The 15,159-nt window shown below is 46.1% G+C and carries 13 protein-coding genes; 12 read left to right on the forward strand and 1 reads right to left on the reverse strand.

Going from position 1 to position 15,159, the window contains the following annotated elements:
- The first annotated feature begins 60 nt into the window (after positions 1 to 60).
- The 11 genes from KE626_RS04225 to KE626_RS04275 all read left to right on the forward strand — a co-directional run bounded on the left by KE626_RS04225 (position 61) and on the right by KE626_RS04275 (position 13,874).
- Positions 61 to 1,839, forward strand: a complete 1,779-nt coding sequence (locus tag KE626_RS04225) for a type VI secretion system Vgr family protein (protein WP_211971653.1) — start codon at positions 61 to 63, stop codon at positions 1,837 to 1,839.
- A 22-nt stretch (positions 1,840 to 1,861) separates the two neighbouring features.
- Positions 1,862 to 3,361 (forward strand): zinc metalloprotease, encoded by a 1,500-nt coding sequence (locus KE626_RS04230; RefSeq protein ID WP_211971654.1) that lies wholly within the window; start codon positions 1,862 to 1,864, stop codon positions 3,359 to 3,361.
- Position 3,362: 1 nt separating this feature from the next.
- The gene (locus KE626_RS04235; protein ID WP_211971655.1) at positions 3,363 to 3,854 is read left to right on the forward strand and encodes a hypothetical protein; all 492 of its coding nucleotides are present in this window, start codon (positions 3,363 to 3,365) and stop codon (positions 3,852 to 3,854) included.
- Between the two features lie 4 nt (positions 3,855 to 3,858).
- Positions 3,859 to 4,809 (forward strand): hypothetical protein, encoded by a 951-nt coding sequence (locus KE626_RS04240; protein ID WP_211971656.1) that lies wholly within the window; start codon positions 3,859 to 3,861, stop codon positions 4,807 to 4,809.
- A gap of 16 nt (positions 4,810 to 4,825) precedes the next feature.
- On the forward strand, positions 4,826 to 5,308 hold the full coding sequence (locus KE626_RS04245; RefSeq protein ID WP_211971657.1) for a DUF4280 domain-containing protein: 483 nt from the start codon (positions 4,826 to 4,828) through the stop codon (positions 5,306 to 5,308).
- Positions 5,309 to 5,318: 10 nt separating this feature from the next.
- Positions 5,319 to 8,303 carry a hypothetical protein gene (locus KE626_RS04250; RefSeq protein WP_211971658.1) on the forward strand — a complete coding sequence of 995 codons (2,985 nt, stop codon included), beginning with the start codon at positions 5,319 to 5,321 and terminating at the stop codon, positions 8,301 to 8,303.
- An 83-nt stretch (positions 8,304 to 8,386) separates the two neighbouring features.
- Positions 8,387 to 9,253, forward strand: coding sequence for a hypothetical protein (locus KE626_RS04255; protein ID WP_211971659.1), 867 nt, complete (start codon positions 8,387 to 8,389; stop codon positions 9,251 to 9,253).
- Positions 9,254 to 9,430: 177 nt separating this feature from the next.
- A complete protein-coding gene (locus KE626_RS04260; RefSeq protein ID WP_249207263.1) occupies positions 9,431 to 9,904 on the forward strand; it encodes a hypothetical protein in 474 nt (157 codons plus the stop codon).
- A gap of 12 nt (positions 9,905 to 9,916) precedes the next feature.
- On the forward strand, positions 9,917 to 10,261 hold the full coding sequence (locus tag KE626_RS04265) for a DHCW motif cupin fold protein (RefSeq protein ID WP_211971660.1): 345 nt from the start codon (positions 9,917 to 9,919) through the stop codon (positions 10,259 to 10,261).
- Positions 10,262 to 10,694: 433 nt separating this feature from the next.
- Positions 10,695 to 11,255 carry an RNA polymerase sigma factor gene (locus KE626_RS04270; protein ID WP_211971661.1) on the forward strand — a complete coding sequence of 187 codons (561 nt, stop codon included), beginning with the start codon at positions 10,695 to 10,697 and terminating at the stop codon, positions 11,253 to 11,255.
- A 267-nt stretch (positions 11,256 to 11,522) separates the two neighbouring features.
- Positions 11,523 to 13,874 (forward strand): TonB-dependent receptor, encoded by a 2,352-nt coding sequence (locus tag KE626_RS04275; protein ID WP_211971662.1) that lies wholly within the window; start codon positions 11,523 to 11,525, stop codon positions 13,872 to 13,874.
- Positions 13,875 to 13,911: 37 nt separating this feature from the next.
- Here the strand turns inward: KE626_RS04275 and KE626_RS04280 are convergent, their stop codons facing one another.
- On the reverse strand, positions 13,912 to 14,292 hold the full coding sequence (locus tag KE626_RS04280; protein ID WP_211971663.1) for a nuclear transport factor 2 family protein: 381 nt from the start codon (positions 14,290 to 14,292) through the stop codon (positions 13,912 to 13,914).
- A gap of 40 nt (positions 14,293 to 14,332) precedes the next feature.
- Here KE626_RS04280 and KE626_RS04285 point away from each other — a divergent pair, with 40 nt between their 5' ends.
- Positions 14,333 to 15,145 carry a helix-turn-helix domain-containing protein gene (locus tag KE626_RS04285; RefSeq protein ID WP_211971664.1) on the forward strand — a complete coding sequence of 271 codons (813 nt, stop codon included), beginning with the start codon at positions 14,333 to 14,335 and terminating at the stop codon, positions 15,143 to 15,145.
- Positions 15,146 to 15,159 lie beyond the last annotated feature (14 nt).

The following is a 15,159-nucleotide window of genomic DNA, read 5'->3' on the forward strand; positions in this document are numbered from 1 at the left end:
CTGTGTTGATAAAAGATATTTTTTGTTCAGAACCATATTTAAAACCGTAAAAGCTGCGAAATGTCATTGTATACGCACACCTCATTTTCTATCAACAATCACCAGTTTACTTCCTTTCACTCGCTCGAACTAAATCAGACAATCAATGGGCATCATGACTTTAAAATCATGATCGGATACGACTGGCTTACAAAGTTGGGTAAAGGTTTGTTCAGCGCCAGTAAGGAATTCCTGGGCAAAGAAATTTCTATCTCCATAAAACCGGTAGAAACAAATGCGGTATACAAGCCACTTATTTTTAACGGCATCGTTGATGGCATCAGCATGGGGAAAGCAAGCGACGGCACCCACGGATTTTGCGTGATCCAGGGGCATAGTGTTACCATACTGTTGGAAGATGATGAACACATCGCCTGTTTTGAACAAAAGAACCTGTCAGCCATTGTTACCGAAGCGCTGAAAGGCTGCGGACCTTATGCCAAATCGCCGGCAGTGGATCCTGTCAATACCGAAGCGCTGAAATATATTGTTCAATACAAGGAAACTACCTACCAGTTTATAGAAAGACTGGCAGCCCGTTACGGTGAATGGTTCTTTTATGATGGAGAGAAAGTGGTATTTGGTAACTACCGGCCACAGAAAACAACGCTGACGCACCAGGTAGACCTGATCGATTTTAACCTGGACCTCACGGTAAAATCCAATAACAGCAGCCTGCATGGTTACGATTACCGGCAAAATCAGGCGGTGAGCACCGATACGCAAAACGCTGCAACGGGTAACCTTGATGTATATACGAGCCATCTGAAAGATGTGAGTGAACGATTGTATAAAAAAACTTCTCTCTATCATCTAAACCAGGCCCTGGGAAGCAGTGCTAAATCACAGGTAGATAAATATACCGCCCTGCAAAAAAAAGGGAAGCTGTCGCAAATGGCAGTGTTGAAAGGCACCAGTCAGCAGAGCGCGCTGCGCATCGGCGATATCATAGCAGTCAACGAATCCGTGCTTTCACAGGAACATCATGGCGAATTTGTGATCACCCGGTTGGCCCACCATTGCACTGAGAACGGACTATATAAAAATACTTTTGAAGCCATTCCGGCCGCTGCTGCCATGCCACAGGTAGATCTGAAGCGTATTCCCGTCTGCGAGCCGCAAAGCGCCGTGGTAACTGATAACAACGACCCGAAAGGGTTGGGCAGGATACGGGTGAAATTCCAATGGCAGCAACAAGGCAGCACACCATGGCTTCGACTGGTATCGCCACATGGAGGCGCCGATAAAGGGTTTTATTTTATACCCGAAACCGGGGAGGAAGTATGGGTGGATTTTGAAGGGGGCAACCCGGAAGCCCCGGTGGTATTAGGCACCGTGTATAACGGTAACGCAAAAACGAGTTTCGGCGACGGACAAAATAACCTGAAAGTAATTAAAACCCGCAGCGGCCACGTTATCCGGCTGGACGATACCGATGGCGCCGAAAGCATTACCATCACCGATAAAGCCGGTAATATTGTTACCCTCGATACCAGCGCACAAAGTATTAATATCTCCGCTCCGGAAAATATTACCGTCAACGCAAAAAATATCAGCTTCACTGCCAAAGAAAATATCCAGGTCAGCGCAGGCAAGAACCTGTCACAAACTGCGGTGAAAGACTTTAGCCTTCTCGCCGCCAATATTAAGGAAGTGGCGGATGATACGCTGCAACGCACGGCAAAGAATATGGAGAAAACAGCGGAGAAAGTAAGCATGAACAGCACCAAAGAAAATATAGAGATGCACAGCGCCAAACAGATTGTAAATAAAAGCGGCGATAAGGCAAAAATGTTTTAACCCGTACTAATATCCTGATCAGATGGGAAACATGATTTCAATAGCGAAAACAATTGTTGAAAACTCGGAGCAGTCAACTATATATGCTACTGACGGTGATCTTAGCTTGAATGCTGCCAGCCTCGTAAAGCTGAAAAGTACCGACAAAATTATCTACGATAAATACAAAGCGCCGGAGAAAAAAGAAAAGCAACTAAAAAAATTCCTGGTGCACTTCAGACGCCCCGCCGGTTATATGGGCGAATACGGCTTCGACTGGATCCGGGATGAATATATCCATGCCCTTTATTTTATTGAACGCGATAATAACAGTCACGCCTGTATGAGCACCCTGCCGCTGGCCAGCGACGTAGCGGCAGTAAAAGCAACCTACCTCAAAGACGTGAAAAATCCCGTAAAACCATATGGGAAGGACTATTATCCTGCCTGGCTATCTATTTTCCCGCATACGAACTCCCGGCAATTTAAGCATGGATCTGATATGAACAAGAACGGCGCACAGCTGGACCTTGAGCTGGAAGAAATTGAAGAAGTAGTGAGCGATGGAACCACATTGATATTCGAATCAAAGAATCCCCACCTGAAAATCACCCCACAGGAAATAAATATAGCCGCCCTGATGGGCAGCGGCAAACAAACAAGGTTTTTACCTAATGGCGTAAAAGTAAAATACTATACGCTGAAAGGTGCGGTGAACGTAGTAAATAAAGATGCGCCACTGCAAAATCACGAAGAAATTAAAGTGTTTGCAAAACTGGGAGATAAGAAAGAAGAAGTGGGAAAACTAATGGTATATCTCAACAATGTAATTCCGAAAATGGAACTCGCGTTGGTAAAAGTAAGCCACCAGGGCAGCAGTATTACCACTATTGATCAACAACATGTAAAAGATTTTGAATACCAGTTTAAACGGAATTCCTTTAACCAGGCGCTCATCCGGGCAGAACTGAAAACAGACACTTCTTTTGATATCAGTACGCTGCCGCTTATCGATAAAGATGTTACCAGTTGTTTGGATAACCTGTACAGCGTCAAAAAAGTGTTTGATCCCCATCAGTATCTGCAGGATGTAATACGGCTATACGAAAAGTATGGAGAGCATAAACCAACAGGCGGCAGCATCGATGGCGACGCGAATAAACGTACCTATATTTTTCTTTCAGATATAGGCGCGGGTAACCTCTACGGTACCACCTCCGGTCAGGGAGACTTGGCGAACGAATTTGAATGGGGGAATGCCTACATGATATTCCAGAAAGGATTGGGCGACAGGGCCACCCTCTTACATGAAGCCGGCCACTCGCTGGGGTTGCAGCACACCTTTAGCGCCGGCGATCCTTTAAGCGGCCTGCCTGCCCCTCCCTACACCTTCTTCCAGGGACATACAGATAACATCATGGATTATACCTGGCAAACCAATGGTAACCGCAATCCATTTGTGGCAAAAGACAATTTACGTTCCTTCTTTAAATTCCAGTGGGATATCATGAGGAAGGACAGAAGCTTAATTTTAAATTATTAGTATGAGCAGATGTTTGCTTACCCTTCTATGGCTGCTGACTGTAAACACGCTGCTAACCGCCCAGGAGATGCCCGCTGCCAATAAGGTGGCCTGGGTGAACTTTGGCGTACTGTCACAAGGCATCAGGGTGAAATACCATATCACCCCGGATGTGTTGGAACGTTACTGGTTTGATGATAACAGCCGTAAAGTTGACTCCGCCCGGAAGAAACTGCCGGCAGAGAAATGGCGGCAAAGCCGTTTTGTGATCGACTCCATTCCCGCATTGCTGCTAACAGCCGGCACTACTACCAGCAGCTGGGGATGCCTGCATTGCCACGATCAGCCGGTAGTAATGGTGGAAGTGGGGTTCAAAGACAAGCAGCCCGCCATGTATTATCATATCGATTCAGATACCATCCGCATCCCCGCATCTATTCGCAGGTATGTAATGGATATTATGGAACAAACCTCCCGTTTAATCGACGTAGCAAATAAAAAAAAGCAGCCATAGAGACATGATGAATTCATCTTCCGCAAACACTTTTCGTTTTAACCCCGTGCACCTCAACAGGAGCTATGGCGTTACCTACGCCATTGAAACTGCGGGCTCACTGCAAACCATCAGCTATGAAATAACGGTTTGCTGTACCCGGAAATATAACGGATCACAGTTTTTGTTTGAAATCAATAAAGGCCAGGTATATATCGACAATGAGGCGCCGGAGAAAATGATCGATAAACTGGCGGAAACCTGTGGTAAAGTGCTCTATCCATTGCAGGTGGCAGTAAACGAAGATGGACAGTTTACAGCCGTGGCAAACCAGCCACAGATTGCAGCTGCGTGGGAGGCTGCCAAACCTGGCGTATTACAGTATTATACCGGCGTCGTAACAGCGGATATTGTGGCCTACATGGATCTGGCTGTTAGCAGCGCTGCACATATTTACCAATCACTGTGTCGCGACTGGTTCATGGCCCTCTACTTTTCCAACATATACCAGCCGGGAAGCGATATTATGGAACGCAGCATTGCAGCGGCTTTACCGGTAATGCCGTATGGTACGCCGGTAACATTTAAAGTAAGCCAGAAACCGGTACAGCATAATACTGATAGCGGCTGCCTGATATTGCAACAAAAAGGGAGTTGCGACGATCCCCGCAGTTTGGAAGACCTGTTGCAGGACAAGGATATTCCATTGTCGCAGCAATTGTATGGCATTCATACCCCGTTGAAAGGAAGTCTTGATCTTACCTATAAATTATACCATAAGGATTTTTCCATCAATGCCATCATCGGCGAATGCCGGCTATCGCTGGACGCCGGCCAGGAAAAGAAAATAAATATCTCCCTATATCATTTGCGGGAAAAGGATAAAGCGCCGGCCCCTGTTATGCAGGTAGTAATGCCCGACGCCGGAACCGCAGAGAAGAAGAAGGGCTTCTTTGCTGCATTTTTTAAACGCTGAAAAAAACATAGCGCGTATGAGCGAAAAACATTTAGTGTGCCAGGGAGCTGTTTGTATGTGCAAATTTGGTACTGCTCCCGATAAGTTAAAAGTTAAAAGTCAGCAGGTCCATTACATCAACGATAAAGATGGCGCCGAAAAACCGCTGGCCAATACCAAAGATATTGGTCAGCCATTTGAAGCCAATACTTTTGGCAGCTGCAAAAAGATGAATAGCAGTCCCTGCAAGCCGGCAGTAACCGCCTGGAGCGGATTTTATGATAAGGTGGTGCTGCCCGGCGGGAGTAATATTTTACTGGAAGACAGTAAAGCTACCTGCGCGATTGGAGGTAAAGACTGCATAGAAATTACTTTCCATGGGCAAACAGCCGATATGACAAAGAAAGACGCAGAAAAAGCTGATAAAGAAGTACAAACCCATCTTAACCCGATGGTGGATGTACAAAAAGTGGAAGAAGACTTATTCCTGATCCAGCTACCCCAGGGTCAGCCATTCTAAAACAGTTGCCATGTCTGATAGCAAAAAGCTGGTGGTTACCATTCCCACTGCCAAAGGAACAATAGATAAAAAACGATCCACCGCTGTGTTAAATGAAGCAGGAACGGTGCGTGCGGAGATGAAGCCGGTTGTTACCCTGGTGGAAAAGATACCGGTAGCCACCAAAATAAAAGTACCATTGAAAGGGCCAAGCCCGGATGCAACACCCTATCGCTGGATCTGGTCCCTGTTGCGCACGCTTACGTTTAAAAAAACAGATCTCAACAAGGCATTAACAGGACCGCTGGTATATCCCAATTTTCCGAAGATAGTTGAAGGTGGCGGGCTGGCCTGGCTGGAACCGGTACCGGGTGAACAGGAGCCCACCAATTCGGCGGCCCATGGCTACTTTGTTGCTGCAAGAGGAAAACCGGCGATCCTGTCGGCCGAATGGCGGGAGTACTCGCCCAATAACGATGGGGCCCGTATTACCGGCAAAGCAAAAAAGTTCCGGGAAAGCGTTCAACTGCATATTTACACCCAGGCCATGTATGGAGAGGAAATAAAGATCTTCCTGATGGATCATGATACCGCTTCGTCTGATGATGACCTGCCGCCCTGGGAACGCACCAACGGACAAGCTACCATTGAGAAAGGGAAACAGACACCCGATGATGCCATCAAACATTTTACAAGACAGGTGAACATCGCCCGTATACTGGATGATGAAACAACCCGTGGGGCTGCATTGCAGGTGTCGGACTATGTAGTGAAAGATAAAAGAAGCAAGCAGGCCAAAGATGCCCCCGGCACTATCACCTACGAGGCATGTGTGCAAAAAGCCGTGATAGACGTGTTTATCGACGACCTGTGGAAACCCGGCGCCGGTACAGAACTGAAAATTTATCCGGTTGTAAAAACAAAGAATGGCAAGATCTCTAAAACGCTGAAGAATACTTTTATTACCGTAACGGAAGATGAAAAAGTAAAAGAATCACCATTGCTCTACGGAGGAAATAAACCCGTGGTGGTAGGCGATATACCCACAAATACACAAAAGTTCCAGCCCTGTAAATACAGCATGATCAGGATAGAAAGTAAAGATGGTATACAAACCATTTTTGATGAAAATGTGCTGGAATTTAAACCGCAGGAAAATCTCACCTTTAATATTGTAGCCGGCGGAGGGCCGGCCCGGAAAACCATTAAACTCAGTGTAGACAGCCTTGTTACCCATGTGGAAGAATGTACTGCGTCGCCTAAGCATAAAGATCATGTGATAGACCTGAGCAGCTTCCTGGCGAAAGGCTACAAAAAGGAAGATGAAAAGGCCGGTTTAAAACGCGACCCGGAAAGCGAAAGCGCGGCCAAAGGGAAGGTGGAAGTAAAAGTGAACAACTATAAACTGAAAAGAGAAACCGGTACTTCGTTTTCCGGTATTATCAAATCATCCGACCAGGAACTGGAGTTTGATGCGGAATATAAATATATGCCTGAAGGGCTCGATCAGGTGGAGCTGGCCAAAAGAGTACTGGGGTATATCTGGATTCCTGCCGCCCAGGTAGATCATTTCCCGGTAACCGTGCAAACCTGCCGCTGGAAACATAATATCGACTTCGCCATTTACCCGGATATTAAATGGACCGCCGCACTGGCCTTTAACATGGATAAGGCAGATTTCGACGCACTCAAGGAAAAGTTTGCAGCAGACAATAACGGCAAAGGCATCAAGAATGCCCTGCAACGCTTTACCATGAAACGGCTGGAATCCGTAGAAGGGCTTGGAAAGGCAGCCAAAGACAAATGGAGTAAGCCAACCCCCGAATTAGACAGCGCCAACGAAGAACTGGGAGAAGGATTGGGTAAATTGTTCGCACTGCCCAAAGACAAAACCAAACCACCTGCACCCACCAAAGCAAAAGGCAAGCTGGCAGAACTGATGGAGCTGGCAAAGGAATTCGATTTTTCCATTAAGGCAGAATGGAATAACGATACCGAAAGCATAGACCCGGTCGAAGACCTGGTGATGAAATATTTCCGCATACTGAGAGGCGCCATCAAATTATTAAAAGAAGGGCAAAATATCATTGGTGGCAACTACACCGGTAAGGCCGATACCAGCGGGGACGATGGAAAAGACCCCGACGAATTTATTACCAAAAACAAAGGTTCGGAAGATAAGAATATCCAGGGGCTGATAGAAAAAATGCAGCGTAAACCTTTTGAATACGAACTCGAATTTCCGAAAATAGGACTTGCAGCCTCCTGGTATTATGAAACCATGCCTCCGCTGAACAGCGACAGCCAGCTGTGGGGCGCCGGCAGAACAGTGCTGATAAAGCTGGATGCCAAGCCGCTGGTGGGCATTAACCTGAAATGGGATTTTCTTGAGCTGCTTTGTCGCCGGCATCCGGTTGCCTATATTGTATTGAAAGCGATAGACGGCTTGTTGTATATTTTTGCAGATAACAAAAGCTCCGTGGATCTCAGTGTAACCGTAACCGGTAAGATATCACTGGCTGCCAGCTTTAAACACAATACGGTAGGGGGCAATGTATTTACCCGGGCTAAAGGCAGTTCCGCAAAGAAAGAGGAATTGATAAAAGGAGATGCGTCTGTTTCTGTGAAGGTGGAATGTAAACTGTATATCGCCAAAACGACCACGATATTCCAGGCAAAAGTGATGGTGGCGCTGGGGCTTGGCCTGGAAGGCTCCGCCGGCTTAGGACTGCAGGCCAGCCTGGGTTCTGATGATGCCGGTCTTTATATGGCACTGGATTTGATTTTTGAGGGCATAAAAATTGAGGTGTACATCAGCGTTGATTTCAATTACAGCGAGAAAACGAAAGAAGTGAAGAAGAAAAAGACACCGGCCACAGAAATAGCGGAAGCCAAACCTGATAAATACAAAGACGTGGCAGATGCGCATCCGAAAGCTTCCTTTGAAGTGGGGATCGATGAAAAGAAAATATCGCTGCAGAAAATATATCTAACAAAAAAAGAAACGAACGGATGAGAAAATTATCCATAGTATGCTCACTAATATTGATGATTGCCCTGCAAAGTTGCGGGCAGGGAACCAATGCAAAAAATGAAAACATGAATCAGGGTATAAAAGAAAAATATCTGGATAGCTATAAACTGGTAAAAAAATATGATTATAACCCACGCTTTTACCTCGACTTCAATAGCTATAACTGTACTTACGAAATCCTGGTAAACGATATGCCGGCGTTTTCATTTTACGGCTCCGGTAACCAGGGAGGAACGGTTTTTCCCGTATCCCCCCTGATCCTGAAAAGCGGGAAACAAACGATTACTATCCGGGTATATCCTAAAGTAGACGACGATGATAAGATGGATCACTTTTTACTGGCAAAGAATTGCGGACTGGAAGTAAAGGTGGTGGCCGGCGACGACCAGAAAGAAACTCCCCGGGAATACAAACAGCTGTTTCAGTATAAAATGCCCGAAATTCAATTGGATAACGTGCCCTATGTGGAGTTCAAAGGTGTTTTTGAAGCGGTGACTCCCAATAGCCTGAAAGGATGGAGCCAGAGCCAGGACCTGAAAAAGGAAGATAAAACACAGCTGGAAAAAGAAGTAATTGCTTTTTATAGTCACTATCGGAAACTCCTGGCAGATGGCAATATGGATGAAATAGCAGGAATGGTATACAACCGTGAAGTGGAAGTAGAGCAGGCCTTGTTCCAGAACAAACCTTCCGATGCAGCCGACACCTGGAACCGGTTTGCCAAAGTGAAATCCTATCAGCTGGAGATGCTGCCCCTGGAACATTATGAACTCCGGTATTTCGGAGATGGTAAAGTAGTGGGCCTGATCCGTACAGATGATGAGCTGAGAAGTGAATCGGCGATGACAGGGATTTCTGATAATAAATACAAAATATACAGCCTGTTGTTGCACAGGCCCGCTGGCAGCAATAAACTACAGGTAATAAGATAGTTATACCTGGTTTTTTACAACAAGGGGCAGTATTTGAAAAAATGCTGCCCCTTGTCTTTTTTATCTCCCGTATATTAAAATCAAATTGTTTTTGTTAACCTTGTATTCCCGTCGGATGAAGTAGTGTAGCATACCCGTCGTCCTTTTATGATCACGTTATACTTAAATAAAATTGATATGAATCTACGATTACCCGTTGTCGTTATAATGGCAGCATTTGCCTTTGCTTCCTGCGGAGAAAACAAAAAGGCGGCAGTGCCGTCTGAGTCGCCGCTGACAGGCACCTGGAAACTGGCCTACAGCCAGCTGATTAAAAATGGCGATACCACCAGCACCTACCCGGTGCCCGGGAAGACAACGGAAATGATTAAAATGTTTAATGGTAGCCATTTTGCTTTCTTCCAGCACGATCTGACAAAAGGAAACGACAGTGCCAACGCCACTTTTGGCTCCGGCGCCGGTACCTATACTTTATCCGGCGATCAGTATGCAGAACACCTGCAGTATTGTAACCACAGGGGATGGGAAGATCAGCACTTTTCTTTTACGCTCACCATACACAATGATACGCTGATACAGCGCGGTATCGAAAAAATCGATAGCCTGAATGTAAACCACGAAATCGTAGAAGCGTATATTCGTTTACGTTAAAATCATTTTTACATGAGTGCACATATTCCCTTTCAGACAATAGACTGGTCGGCTGTAGAGAAAACAGTCCATCCCGGTGAAAACGGAACGGCCTGGTGGCAAACACTGCAGCTGCCGGGACTCCGGATAAGGATGGTAACCTACTCACCGGGCTACCTGGCAGACCACTGGTGTCAGAAAGGGCATGTTGTTCATTGTTTAGAGGGTGCTTTTATCAGCGAGTTCGAAAACGGCGGCAGCGTTGAATTGTCTGCCGGTATGAGTTATGTGGTGTCAGATGAACTCAGCTCCCATCGCTCCGTGTCGGCCACCGGTGTGAAATTGCTGATAGTAGACGGTGATTTCCTGAAGCCATAACATTGCTTATTCTTTTAAACATAAACGGAAATAGGTAGGATTGCTACTTATTTCCGTTTTTTTTATGAAGACGAATACCTTGAAGAAATGTTTATTACCAGGTCGTTATCCCTATGTTTTCGCGTGTAAATATTGTCCGTTTTTTACGTAACCATTCGGTTACTATTCAGGTGGTTTGTTAACCAATGCATTTCTATCTTAATTGGCCATGGTATTGAATCTGCACACTTTTTAAACATTCGTGCTTAACAATGTATTAACCAATTCACTCGTTTTATAGCGTTACTTTTAAGTTAAGTTTTAAAGAGAAATGCAAAATAAACCATTTTCAACCACCGTGTTTAAACCATTAGGAAGTTAGCTTTCTAACACATACAGCTTAAAAAATCGGGTAATTATTTTTCCTAAACCAGTCTCTCAAAAGGAAATGAGAATGCAACAAAACAACCAGGATGCCGTTCTGCTGGAACTGCTGAAAATTGGCAGTACAGACGCGTTTACCACCGTGTACAATAAGTACCATCGCATGCTGATGATGCTGGCGGTAGACATGCTGAAGGACGATGACAAAGCAGAAGACCTGCTACAGGAATTTTTTATTGATTTCTGGCAAAAGAAATTGTTTCTGAAAATTGATGCTAATTATCAAAACCGCGACAGTGCTTCCATTATGAAGTGTTACCTGTATGCGAGCGTGCGTAATCGCTGCCTGAACAAAATTACGCGCGAAAAGAAGTTTACCAGCATCATACCGGATGAAGCTTTTCTGCCCCGGGATCCCCTGGAAAGTAAAGAGATCTATTACCAGGTGAATACCGCCCTGAAAAGGAAGGTGCCGCCCAAATCCTCTACTGCTTTCCGTTTAAGGCACTATGACCAGAAAAGTCATAAAGAAATAGCCGAAGAAATGAATACCAGCATTCAAACCGTCAAAAACCAGATCGGAACTGCTGTCAAAATTTTACGTGGTCATTTTAGTCTTGCCCACCTGTAAACCAGGTAAACCTCTCATAAATTGTTACGTGCATATGCTTTGTTCTCCTCTTCCCTTCAATGGGTAGCAGACCTTGTACGCCGGAAAATATATTGATCCGGGTTCCAGGATGACCTGCACAATCCCGGGCTGCCGCGCTCACAGCGGCCTGGCCCCGGAAAATAAATTATTCCCATTTGCGTAAATCGTTTTCCGGATTGCGTAATCGCTTTTTGCCTTTTATAGCCTCTCTTTGCATCCTGCAAAACAGCTAAACAAAGACCAAAAATGACAAGGGTATATCTTTTTCTTGCCTTCTTTATACTTCCCTTTATCACTTATGCCGGCAACCCCGACGAGGGCGCCAATAACACCATCCAGGGAACCGTCACCACATCAGACGGACACCCTGCAGCCAACGTCACCGTACTGCTGAAAGGAATTTCAAAAGGTACCGTTACCAATCAGAGCGGGGAATTCCTGTTTAAAAATATCCGTGATGGCCGCTACCAGCTGGAAGTATCCATGGTGGGTTTTGAAACAATAAAGCAGGCCGTTACTATGGAAAATGGTAAAAATGTGCAGCTGCAGATCATCATGACCACTTCCTCCCAAAAATTGGAAGAAGTAGTTGTAACCAGCGGCGGTAACCGCTTCGCAAAGAAGGAAAGCGACGACGTATCCAAACTTCCCCTGAAAAACCTGGAAAATCCCCAGGTATATAGCGTAGTAGGGAAGGAGCTGATGAAAGAACAACTTATTACCGACTATAACAGCGCATTTAAGAATATTCCCGGGGCAGGCATCCCCATCGTATACAACCAGGGCAGAAGCTCTGCGATATCAAGAGGCTTTACTACCGCCAACCTGGTGCGCAACGGCGTAGGTAGCTTTGTTTATACCAACGTAGATCCGGCTAACCTGGAACGGATTGAAGTGATTAAAGGGCCCTCCGCTACTTTATTTGGCAGCACCTTATCGTCCTATGGCGGCCTGTTTAACCGCGTTACCAAAAAACCTTTTGAGAGCTTCAAGGGAGAAGTATCCTATTCTGCCGGCAGCTGGGACCTGAACAGGCTTACACTCGATATCAATACCCCACTGAATGAAAAGAAGACGGCCCTCTTCCGCTTCAACGGGGCCGCGCATACCGAGCGGAGTTTCCAGGACGCCGGCTTCAGCAAAAACTTCCTGCTGGCCCCCAGCTTTTCCTACAAGGTAAACGACCGCCTAACGGTGTTAGTTGATGCGGAAATGAGCGGGTATAAAGCTACATCACCCACCAGGATGAACACCTACACCAAAGGTAAGGCGCATAGTGTAGCCGACATGGGCGTGCCCTATAAACTTTCTTTTGCCAACAACTCCATTAGCTATAAAAGCCAGCAACTGAATATTTTCGGGCAAGTGAAGTATAAACTGTCAGACAAATGGACGTCTCAAACGATATTCTCCTGGACCCGCTCTTCCTCGGAAGGATTTACCACCCAGCTCAACGTGGTAAGCGATACCACCCTCAGCCAGGCAGTTACTTCTCAAACCTATCCTTACCGCGGTACCGATATACAACAAAACTTTATCGGCGATTTTCATATTGGCAACATGCGTAACAGGATCGTGATCGGCGCTGACTTTTACCGGCTGAGAGCCTCCCGTAACGATGCTACCATTGGGATGCCGCCTGTAAATTTCCGGACACCCGGCCCCGCCTACGCTGATTTTAACAGAACGAACGTAGCGCCCCTCTTTAATAAAGCATCGTTTACCATTTTTGACAGCAACCGCGAAAATACTTATAGCGCCTACTTTTCAGACGTAATTAATATAACGGAACAACTGTTGGTAATGGCCAGCTTACGGGTAGATGATTATCATAACCTGGGCGCCTATTACCCCGGCAAGGATTCTACAGCAGGAGCATATAGCCAAACCGCCCTGTCACCTAAATTTGGCGCAGTTTACCAGGTCATAAAAAGCCGCCTGTCCTTATTCGCCAATTATATGAATGGCTTTCAGAACCAGAGCGGAACCGATTTTAACGGCAATACTTTTAAACCGCAGCAGGCCAATCAGCTGGAAGGAGGCGTGAAACTGGACCTTTTCCGCGAAAAATTAAATGCCACCTTCAGCTATTACAATATCGCTGTTACCAATTCCACCTATGATGATCCCGATCATGGCGGTTATCAGTTGCAGGACGGAACACAACGCAGTAAAGGATTTGAGATGGAAGTCATCTCTAACCCTATACCCGGCCTGAACATAGTAGCAGGATATACCTATAACGAAAGTAAAATGGATAAGGCTGCGCCAAAACTGCAAGGACTGCGTCCAAGTGCTGCGGGGCCTGCTACCATGGCCAATTTATGGGTGAGCTACCGCCTGGTGAAAGGTGCGGTGAAAGGCCTGGGTTTTGCCTTTGGAGGAAACTATGGCAGCCAGTCATTCCAAACCAACACCAGCACCTTTGCATTCACTATACCGGCTTACGCCGTTATGGATGCTTCTGTATTTTATGACCGGAAAAAATACCGTGTTGGTTTGAAAGTAGATAATCTTACTAATGAGAAATACTGGTCAAACCGGCTGGCCGCTCAGCATCCAACAAGGGTCACCGGCAATATAACGGTGAAATTTTAACCGGAAGGGTGAACAGGGCGGAAACCGCGCTGTTCACCTAGTATTTTATATTGTGTAAATGCTGTTCTTTGACGATCTTCCTGTTTTCCCAGTAAGCGATGGAAATCTGCCGGTAGTCTACCACGCCTATTTTGCTGTTGGTAAACCGGTAATGCCATTGTGCCACGGAATAGTTATCAATTACCAGGCTGTTTTCCAGTACCGCGGTCAAATTTTGCGTATTATTTAAAAAACCCAGAGATGCTTTGCGGAGCGCCTCCAGGCCGCTCACAGGCGGTCCGTCATTATCTGACGAGCTTGCCCTTTCATCATAATATAAATCGAGGGCTTCCATAAATTTCCCTTGTCCTATCAGCCCGTGAAACGCTGCTACCGTGCTTTTGAAGTCGTTCATACTTTTTTTACAAATCTCTCTCATAAAATTTTGGCAGTATTGTAAAAACACGACAATATGCAGCATGCCAGATTTTGAACTAAAACGGGATATTTCCACGGGAATTCTTCGCCGGGTGAAAGGGGAACCCTTCTTTCAGTTAAACCGCTATTTTCCTTCCCCTTTATTAGCCGGATTTGTAGAACATTACTGGGTGGTGGAATGGGATTTACCGGCAGGGGTGACCCATATACAGGAGGTGCTGCCCACCCTGTCGGTGCAACTGGTATTTCAACATGATGATGCCAGCATTTACGGGGTCATGAAGAAGCGTTTTATCCGGCATCTCTCCGGCACTGAAAGGGCTGTAGGAGTGAAGTTCAAGCCAGGCAGCTTTTATCCTTTTCTTAAAAGACCTGTTAATACCATAGCACAGCGGGAGGCGAATGCCTATGCCTTACTGGGTATCACCCGGCCGCCTATACGAATCGAATTGTGCGGAGAGCACTGTGTACCGCTTGCAGCAATTGAGTCCCTGTTGCTGGACCTTCTCCCGGAAAAAGATGAAAAAATGGAACTGGTGCAACAGATTACTACTGCGGTAATGGCGGACCATACCATTATTTCCGCCAACCAGCTGGCGGCGCAGTTCCACCTGACGGTACGCACCCTCGAAAGACTTTTTAGTAAATATGCCGGCACCAATCCCAAATGGATGATCAAAGTTTTCAGGTTCCATGAAATTGTAGAACAGATCGCTGCCAGCCTGGAAATGAACTGGGCGCAGCTGGCAACAGGTTTGGGATACTTCGACCAGGCACATTTTATAAAGGATTTCCGGATGATTATCGGGAAAACGCCCCAGGAGTATGCCCGGGAATGCCGGGATCACCAGTAGGGCAGAGAGGAGGT

This window comes from Chitinophaga hostae, assembly GCF_018224885.1.
Classification (GTDB): domain Bacteria; phylum Bacteroidota; class Bacteroidia; order Chitinophagales; family Chitinophagaceae; genus Chitinophaga; species Chitinophaga hostae.

Coding starts and splice junctions, on each gene's coding strand:
- KE626_RS04225 (WP_211971653.1), top strand. CDS start 61: ATGTCATTGTATACGCACACCTCATTTTCTATCAACAATCACCAGTTT.
- KE626_RS04230 (WP_211971654.1), top strand. CDS start 1,862: ATGGGAAACATGATTTCAATAGCGAAAACAATTGTTGAAAACTCGGAG.
- KE626_RS04235 (WP_211971655.1), top strand. CDS start 3,363: ATGAGCAGATGTTTGCTTACCCTTCTATGGCTGCTGACTGTAAACACG.
- KE626_RS04240 (WP_211971656.1), top strand. CDS start 3,859: ATGATGAATTCATCTTCCGCAAACACTTTTCGTTTTAACCCCGTGCAC.
- KE626_RS04245 (WP_211971657.1), top strand. CDS start 4,826: ATGAGCGAAAAACATTTAGTGTGCCAGGGAGCTGTTTGTATGTGCAAA.
- KE626_RS04250 (WP_211971658.1), top strand. CDS start 5,319: ATGTCTGATAGCAAAAAGCTGGTGGTTACCATTCCCACTGCCAAAGGA.
- KE626_RS04255 (WP_211971659.1), top strand. CDS start 8,387: ATGAATCAGGGTATAAAAGAAAAATATCTGGATAGCTATAAACTGGTA.
- KE626_RS04260 (WP_249207263.1), top strand. CDS start 9,431: ATGAATCTACGATTACCCGTTGTCGTTATAATGGCAGCATTTGCCTTT.
- KE626_RS04265 (WP_211971660.1), top strand. CDS start 9,917: ATGAGTGCACATATTCCCTTTCAGACAATAGACTGGTCGGCTGTAGAG.
- KE626_RS04270 (WP_211971661.1), top strand. CDS start 10,695: ATGCAACAAAACAACCAGGATGCCGTTCTGCTGGAACTGCTGAAAATT.
- KE626_RS04275 (WP_211971662.1), top strand. CDS start 11,523: ATGACAAGGGTATATCTTTTTCTTGCCTTCTTTATACTTCCCTTTATC.
- KE626_RS04280 (WP_211971663.1), bottom strand. CDS start 14,292: ATGAGAGAGATTTGTAAAAAAAGTATGAACGACTTCAAAAGCACGGTA.
- KE626_RS04285 (WP_211971664.1), top strand. CDS start 14,333: ATGCCAGATTTTGAACTAAAACGGGATATTTCCACGGGAATTCTTCGC.